Annotated in this window: 8 protein-coding genes; all 8 read right to left on the reverse strand. The window is 31.4% G+C overall.

Annotated elements, in window-relative coordinates; genetic code table 11:
• Positions 1 to 4: 4 nt before the first annotated feature.
• Positions 5 to 883, reverse strand: coding sequence for an ABC transporter permease (locus BUB36_RS08890; RefSeq protein WP_330390466.1), 879 nt, complete (start codon positions 881 to 883; stop codon positions 5 to 7).
• A 12-nt stretch (positions 884 to 895) separates the two neighbouring features.
• The gene (locus tag BUB36_RS08895) at positions 896 to 1,816 is read right to left on the reverse strand and encodes an ABC transporter permease (RefSeq protein WP_073149134.1); all 921 of its coding nucleotides are present in this window, start codon (positions 1,814 to 1,816) and stop codon (positions 896 to 898) included.
• 69 nt (positions 1,817 to 1,885) lie between these two features.
• On the reverse strand, positions 1,886 to 3,469 hold the full coding sequence (locus BUB36_RS08900) for a glutathione ABC transporter substrate-binding protein (RefSeq protein ID WP_073149136.1): 1,584 nt from the start codon (positions 3,467 to 3,469) through the stop codon (positions 1,886 to 1,888).
• Between the two features lie 274 nt (positions 3,470 to 3,743).
• Positions 3,744 to 4,913, reverse strand: a complete 1,170-nt coding sequence (locus BUB36_RS08905; RefSeq protein ID WP_084111887.1) for an ROK family transcriptional regulator — start codon at positions 4,911 to 4,913, stop codon at positions 3,744 to 3,746.
• A gap of 581 nt (positions 4,914 to 5,494) precedes the next feature.
• Entirely contained in the window at positions 5,495 to 5,875 is a 381-nt protein-coding gene (locus BUB36_RS08910) for a NusG domain II-containing protein (protein WP_073149139.1), read from the reverse strand.
• A 15-nt stretch (positions 5,876 to 5,890) separates the two neighbouring features.
• Positions 5,891 to 7,264 carry a sensor histidine kinase gene (locus tag BUB36_RS08915; RefSeq protein ID WP_073149143.1) on the reverse strand — a complete coding sequence of 458 codons (1,374 nt, stop codon included), beginning with the start codon at positions 7,262 to 7,264 and terminating at the stop codon, positions 5,891 to 5,893.
• Complete coding sequence (locus tag BUB36_RS08920) at positions 7,242 to 7,916, reverse strand: response regulator transcription factor (RefSeq protein WP_073149146.1); 675 nt, start codon at positions 7,914 to 7,916, stop codon at positions 7,242 to 7,244. The genes BUB36_RS08915 and BUB36_RS08920 overlap by 23 nt, the downstream gene beginning before the upstream one ends.
• A gap of 457 nt (positions 7,917 to 8,373) precedes the next feature.
• On the reverse strand, positions 8,374 to 8,657 hold a 284-nt coding region (locus BUB36_RS19680; RefSeq protein WP_165613057.1), incomplete at its 5' end, for a hypothetical protein.

Raw genomic sequence — 8,657 nt, forward strand, 5'->3', positions numbered from 1 at the left:
CTCCTTAATCTAGTTTAGGGTCTAGAGTGTCTCTGAGACCATCACCTAATAAGTTAAATGCCAATACAGTAAAAAATATCATAAGTCCAGGATATAATAGCATATGTGGTGCAACCCCAATATAATCTCTACCAGTTGACAGCATAGCACCCCAATCAGGATTAGTAGGACTTGCTCCGAAACCTAAAAAACTAAGAGAAGCAGCAGATATTATAGCAGTACCCATTCTCATTGTATAGGTAACTATAAGGGCTGGTAGAGTTCCTGGAAAAATATGTTTAACCAATAGTCTTGTATCACTTACACCAATCGACCTGCTTGCTTCTATATATAGTAGCTCTTTTATTGATAATGTAGAACTTCTAATAACTCTAGTAAAAGTTGGTATACCATAAATTGATATTGCTATAACCACATTTGTTAAACCTGGTCCTATTATAGCAACAATTCCTATAGCCAATAAAAGTCCTGGAAAGGAAAATAAAATATCACAGAATCTCATTATTAAACTCTCTAATAATCCTCCATAATAACCTGCAATAATTCCTAAAATAGAACCCAAAAATGCACCAATAGTAACAGCTGTTACTGCAACAGATAATGATAATCTCGTACCTGTAATAATGCGACTTAACACATCTCTACCATACTCATCAGTACCAAACAAATGTTCCGAATTTGGTTCGCTCAATATATTATCATAATCAGTTTCATCAATATCATATGGTGCTGGTTGAAAAATAGCTAAAATTACTAAAAAAAATATAAACCCTAGGGACACTACTGCAGATTTCTTTTTTAAAAATTTTCTTGCGAACTCCTTCATTGGATTTTCTATTTTGAAATCTTCATATTTAGCTTCTTGCATCTTAACTTCTTCCATAATCATTTCCCCTTATTGATATCTAATCTTCGGATTTGCTACTCCATAAAGTACATCTACAATCAGATTAATTATAATAAACTGGAATGTAAAAATTAGTAGAACAGTTTGCACAACTGTATAATCTCTAAACAATATTGAATCTATGAGTAGCCTTCCAAGTCCAGGTATTGCAAAAACTGTTTCTACTAGTACCGATCCTGCCAATAGAAAGCCGAACTGTAATCCTACTATAGTTATTACATCCACAAGTGAATTCCTAAGGGCATGTTTATTGATAACTATAAATTCACTCAATCCCTTTGCCCTAGATGTCCTAATATAATTTTCTTTCAATATTTCAATCATTGATGATCTAGTGTAACGTGCAATCATAGCTGTAATACCTGCACCCAATGTAATCGAAGGTAATACATAGCTTGAAAGTGAATCTATCCCTGTTGTAGGAAACCAACCAAGCTTTACTGAAAATATTTGCATAAGCATAAGTCCTAGCCAAAACAAGGGCAAAGAAATACCAGAAGATGCACCAACCATAACAATATAGTCTATTAGTTTCCCACGGTTAATAGCAGATATTACCCCTATACTTATCCCTGCAATAACAGACCATACAATTGAGAATATTGCAAGAATTAGAGTAGGTTTCATCCTTGGTATTATTACTTCCCAAACAGGCAACCCTGTTTTTAGGGAGTTTCCCCAATCACCTGTCAATATCCCAAGCATGAAATTTTTATACTGAACAATATAAGGATCATTTAAACCTAACTGTTCTCTCATAATCTCTATTTCTTCTAGAGTAGCCTTTTGTCCTGCTATAATCCTAGCTGGATCCCCTGGTATCAAATGAATAAACATAAATATTATGATTGATACCACTATCATTATCGGAATTATATTCAAGAGTCTTTTTAAAACATATTGTTTCACTTTCTAACCCACTCTCTAATGAAATTTTAAGAGCAGTTAAATTGCTTTAACCACTCTTAATTCTATCAACTATTTACTAGTAGCTGCTTGTGTAGCAATTATGCCACCACTTGGATCAACAAAGATTCCTTCCGTAGTACTTCTCTTAGCTGATAATAGTACGTCTGATCCTAAGAAAATCCATGGTGCATCATTCCAAATAATTTCCTGTAACTCTGCATAAATTTTGGCTCTCTTTTCTGGATCTACCTCTATAGCACCTGCCTCAATAAGTTCATCAGCTTTAGGATTCATGTAATAAGATACATTAGGAGCAGTAGGAGGTATATTAGCACTGTGGAACAATTTAGCAGTTGCACCATCAAAATCAAAGGCCGACCAGCTTACATACCACATATTAACTGTTGATTCCTCAGGAGTTTTAGCCTTATAGATCGAATCTGATAGAGTTCCTTCTTCCATTGGAACTACTTCTACTTCTATACCTATTTTAGATAATTGCTGACTTATAAACTGCATACCCTTCATATTTTCAGTATCATTTGGTGCCCAAATGTGGGTTTTAAATCCATTTGGATATCCTGCTTCAGCCATAAGTTTCTTAGCTTTTTCTAGATTATATTCGTACTCGGGCTGAGCAACATGATAAGTTATCGTTGAAGGCACATGAGAAGTAAGCGGCACTGCATAACCTGACTTTACAACTTTAGCATAAGCTTTTTTGTCTATTGCATAATTAATAGCTTGTCGAACTCTTACATCCGAAAAAATTTCCTTAGACATATTTAAGAATGTGAATCTTGCTATGGTAGATGGTCCTTCTATTACTTCTATATTCTTATCTCCTTCTACTGCCTTAACCTGTTCTGTAGGCATTGGATATATAAAGTCTGCATCACCTGTTTGAAGCATTGCTATCCTAGCTCCATTCTCAGTTACAGGCTTAAATGTAAGGGTATCAATCTTTGGTCCTTCTCTCCAATAATTCTCATTAGTTCTTACAACCATTTTATCTCCTGGAGTCCATTCTTCAAATACATATGGTCCAGTACCAACTGGATTAGTAATAATGCCTTTATCTCCATATTTCTCAAGGGCTGCTGGGCTTATTATTTTTATAGAAGCAATTCTATTAAGCATCGGTGCAAATGGAGCATCTAATTTGACTAACAAAGTGTACTCGTCTATTACTTCTGTACTAACGACATGTAAAAGATTTCTACGTCTTTTTAAATTTTTCTCTTTATTAGAAACTCTATCAAAATTATATTTCACAGCCTCTGCATTTAATGGAGTTCCATCATGGAATGTAACTCCTTCTCTTATGTAAAAGGTATATTCTAACCCATCTTCAGATACATCGTATCCTGTAGCTAAAACAGGTTCTAAACTCATATCAAGTTTATAATCGTAAAGTGACTCGTACATTGTACTAGTGGCTGAGCCTGATAAAGTATCTGATATATCATGTGGATCAAGTGAAATGATTTCAGCATTAACTGCTATTGTCATATTAACATCTTCATTTTCCACTGGCGTGTTTGTTGCTGTTTCATCGGTCGCCTTATTTCCTGCTTCTTCGGTGTTATTCGAACATGCAACAAAAGTAACAGACATTACAATTACAATAAATAAAGCAATTAGTTTCTTCATAAATATCCCCCTAATTTTTTCATTTCATCAGATTAACAAGAAACCATTATGTATTAAAAATCTATTTCTTGTTATCTTTAGAATAATTTTAATTTAAAGCTTTTATATTATAGTTTTTTCATTCCACCTCCTATATACCTCATTTGAAATATATACTATTTAAAACCTACATTTACCATATTCAATATCAAAATAGATTTTTTATATTTTAATCTAAATATTGAATCGTAAATATAAGCAAATAGTCTACAGTAAAACAAAATCATACATTAATCTAAATATCAAAACTCAAAAAAGTATCCAAGGCTAAAGTTGATGGGCCAATAATATCGGCCTCACTTTTTAACTCAGAATATAATATTTTAAAAGTTCCTCTAAGAGGAGTCCAAATAGATGTTCTACATTTTTCTTCAACTTCTTTGATTATTTCTGGATATACTTCAACTAAGCTTCCACTTAAAACTATAGTATCTGGGTTATACATACAAACTATATTATTGATGGTTATGCACATGTATGTTATAGCCCGATCTAAAATACTTACTGCCCAGCTTTCTCCAATATATGCAGCCTCAAATATTTCTTTGATATCAACTATCTTTTTCACTTTATTTGCTTCTTCAATCAAATTATCTTCAACTATAAATGTTTGGAGACACCCTCGTCTTCCACACTCACATAGAATTCCATTAGGATCGATTGTTATGTGGCCTATTTCTCCTGCGATATTTGTTACTCCTCTGAATATTTCGCCATCTATTATAAGGGCTGATCCAACACCTCTTCCAAAGTTGACTAAAGCTGTCTTACCAGAATTTCTGCCTACTCCGTACAGACTTTCAGCTAGAGCTTTCAACTTTACATCATTGTCAACTACCGTTTTTATATTTAACTCACTCTCAATAACTTTGGCTATATGTATATTCTCCCAACTTAAAGGTGCTGAAAAAATGACTTCACCATTTTTAGAGTTAATGATACCAGGTAAACTAACGCCTATACCTATAATTTTTGAAGGATCTATTTTAGACTTTTTAATTGTATCCTTAATGAGTGCACACGCTTTATTTATTAGTGTGTCTGGGTGTGTTCCTTTAGGATTTAGTTCAATTTTATCTCTATATAAAATTTCCCCCCCAAAATTCACAATTCCCACATTGATAATATGCTTGTTGATGTATACCCCTATAGTCATTACAGATTCCAAATCCAAATCTAATAAAATTGCTTTTCTTCCTACTCCACTAGAAGAAGTTTCTGTCTCTTTAACCAATCCTAAATCAATCAAGCTTCCTACTATTCTACTAACTGAAGTAGGACTCATATTTGTTATTTTAACTATCTCGGCCCTAGATATAGACCGTTTATTTTTAATAATATCTAATATCATTTTTAAATTATTTTGTTTTATATACTCTTGATCTCTCTTCTTTATTCTTTTCATATCTCACTCTCCGAATCATAAATTTTTGTAACATCATACTATTAAATAGCACATGAAATAACTTATCATTACCATTTTATTCGATATTTAATTTTGAAACTGAATATCCATCAAATAAAAAACTTCCTTTTCTATTCCATTATCTAATAAAGTTACTTTTCTACTACGTAGGATATTTTTTATACCCATGCTAATAGCTTTTGTGGGTAAATCTTCTACAGAAAAAAAATCTAGAGTTATCTTTTATGGTTTGTGTATCTAAGATAATTGCCACGTTAACAGTAGCTTCCAGTTTTAAATTCCAATCTTGTATTTATAACATGATGTTATTAATAAAATAATATAATATACAAATATTGTTATATAATCTAATAAATATGTATTGATAAAATATTTTTATTAATAATTTCTCCACTGATGTTATTAATATGATATAATCATACTCCTTATAAATATTATTGTCAATATATAATTGTCGTTTAATTTGAAAAATTTTTAAAACAGCAAAACAGGGTCAGGCTAGAACACATAAAAAATTTATAGCATATGTATTCTAGCCTAACCCTTTATTTTTACTTTTTTTAATATGAAAGTTCGTCCACCTCTGCTTTGCCATACCCCTTTATCTCCACAACAACCTTGTGGGGCAAGCAAACAAGAATTTCTCCTGGTTTACTTATAGGTCCATCTTTAACACAGATTTTGTCTGGACAATCTGCTTCTACCATTTTTACCATACCATCTTCAATTCTTATGATGTTTTTGCCCAGCTTAGTTTTAACTTTAAATTCTTCTCCATGGGATTCAGTATCAAAGGGTATTGTTTTTATAAGCTTCCCATCTACGGAAATATGGACATACATATCATCATAATTTTTATTGGAATATATTTTCAGAATACCCAATGATACAATAGAAATAATAAATACTACAGCTATAATAATAATATCTAAACGCTTCATTTCATTTCCTCTCTCCTATAGTTTTGGAATCTTAATTTTAAATACAGCACCTAGACTCTCATGGTTACAAGCATAAATAGTTCCTCCATGACCTTCTACAATTGCTTTAGTTATTGTTAGACCTATTCCGTTTCCACCTTTTTTACCCTTATAAAACCTATCAAATATTCTCTTTTCTTCATTGTTTTTAAAGCCTTGGCCGTCGTCGATCACTTCAATCAATGTATATTTCCCCATGTCCTTTATCTTAACCAAGACAAGCTCATTTGCATATCTTATTGCATTTCCTATTAGATTTATGAACGCTCTTTTTATTTTTTCCTTATCATAATTACCTAATTCTTCACCTTCAGCTTCTAATCTTATTTCTATCCCCTTATCTATAGCCAGTGATTTTATACTTTTTATAGCACCCTCTGCCAGCTTAGTTAAATGGGTTTCTTTAAATTCAAAAACTTCTTCGGTATTTTCCAGCTTAGTTAAATAAATGATTTCTTCAACTAATTTTTTCATTCTTTGACTTTCTTCAATAATAATATCAAGGCTCTGGCTTAAATTGTCTCCTTCTATTACTCCATCCTTTATTCCTTCTGCATAGCCTTGAATAGACATAAGAGGAGTCTTAAGTTCGTGGGAAGCATTTTGAAGAAATTTTCTCTGCTGCTCATCATAGCTTTTCAATTTATTTGCCATAATATTAAAGCTATCAGCTAATTCTTCTATTTCATCATTTGTTTTTATATTTATATCTTCTTTGAATTCTTTTATCGAAAAGTTGGTCATTATATTTCTAAGTTTCATAATAGGTTGAACTAAACTTCTTTCTAAAAACAGACTAACTATTAAAGCTATGGATGCAGCCACTAAAAAACTAATAAGAAGTATTCTAAATCCAATTCTATTCAGTCCATTTATTTCTTTAACCTCAGTTAGAAGTGCAATGTATCCGATATTATATCCAGCTCTTTTGACTGGAACCCTTACTACAACATAACCTTTATTCTTAAAACTTCCATATTTCTTTATTTTTGATAGTATTTCTCCATTTTTACCATTAAAATTAGAATATACTACTTTCTTTTTATTGTTCAATACTATAATCTTAGCATCTAAATACTTATTTGCTATTTTTAATTCTCTAAAGCTAGCTAATTTTTCTTTGATTCTACCTTGGGACTTATCCTTATCCAGATGAATTTTGGATAGAGTCTCAGCAATCTTTCTACCTTCTTGAAACAGCTCAATCTTAGCTTGAGTTAATAGATAGTTAGTAGAAATAACCTTGAAGGTAACACCAATCACCAGAAAAGCTATGATTAAGACTATTATATAACTTAATATAATCTTCTTACCTATTTTACCTCTTTTATGCATTGATTTTATAGCCATATCCCCATACCGTACTTATCTTTAATTTAGAATCTAACGCTTTAAGTTTCTTTCTAATTCTTTTTACTAAATCATCAATGACCCTTAAATCCCCTAAATAATCATAGCCCCATATTTTTTCTATCAACTGCTCCCTTGTGAATGGCATATTCTTGTTCTTTACAAGAAATTCCATAAGTTCGTACTCCTTGGTAGTTAGCTTCAATTCTTCTCCATCCTTTTCCACATATCTTCTTTTTATATCGAAGCTTATATCCATTACCTTTATCAATTCCACAGGCTGCTCAATCTTTTCCAATCTACGAAAAATATTTTTTATTCTTACAACCAGCTCCCTTGGACTAAATGGCTTAGATAAATAATCATCTCCACCAATTTCCAAACCTAAAACTCTATCAAACTCCTCATCCTTTGCAGATATAAATACTATAGGAATATCACTGATTTTTCTTATCTCCTTACAAAGCTCTATCCCATCTATTTCTGGCATCATAATGTCAAGAACTATTAAATCTGGACATAATTCTTTGATTTTACTTAATAGATTTATTCCACTTTCGAGAAGTGTTACAACATACCCTTCCTTTTCAAGATATTTTTTTACAAGTTCTCTTATATTCTTTTCATCATCTACAACAAAAATATGTTTCATTATATCACACCCCACTCTTTATTGTAGTATATCGGGAATATATTCCTTAAACTGTACATTGTGAAATCCCTAATAAATTCCATCGTAAATCTTATGTAAGAATTTAAGTAACGCCTTTAATTTATACATGTCCAAAACGCCTAAAAACGTTGTATATTTGCACATATATAAATTAAGTTTTACTATGTAAGTCTACTAGTGCTTAATTTTTTTTCTTTAATTTTAACATAATCTAGAACAAAATTCCTACAGTACTTTGGTAAGCTAATTGTCAAGATATTGTGATCATCCACTGTCAAATGCTACTTTATATTTCTAATAGATTTTTCTATAAAAAACTATACATTATAAGTTCCATGTCGCAATTTCTTACAAAAAAAGTTTGAGTACATTGCCTAAAATAAATGTCGGGATTCAAAACCCCAACATTTATTTTTTTAATTTTAAATCTTCTAATTCACCATGTTCTCTCAAAAATTAAATCATCAAAGAGATTTTCATATAAATTATACCAAAATACTTCACCATGGTTTATCCCAAAGCCTAGATCTAATTGGGTCGGTCTGTTTCTTCCATATATGCTTCCATCTCCTTTTCCCCATTCATCTTCCATAGTGGTGTATTCAAGGCTTTCTTCATAGTTTTTATTGCCTATTATTTCAAATACTATAAGTAGTTTATATTTTTTATAGTTTTCATGTACTAGGTCAAGGTCTTCTCCCTTTTTCACTGCCTTTGTGG

The organism is Paramaledivibacter caminithermalis DSM 15212 (assembly GCF_900142245.1).
Classification (GTDB): domain Bacteria; phylum Bacillota; class Clostridia; order Peptostreptococcales; family Caminicellaceae; genus Paramaledivibacter; species Paramaledivibacter caminithermalis.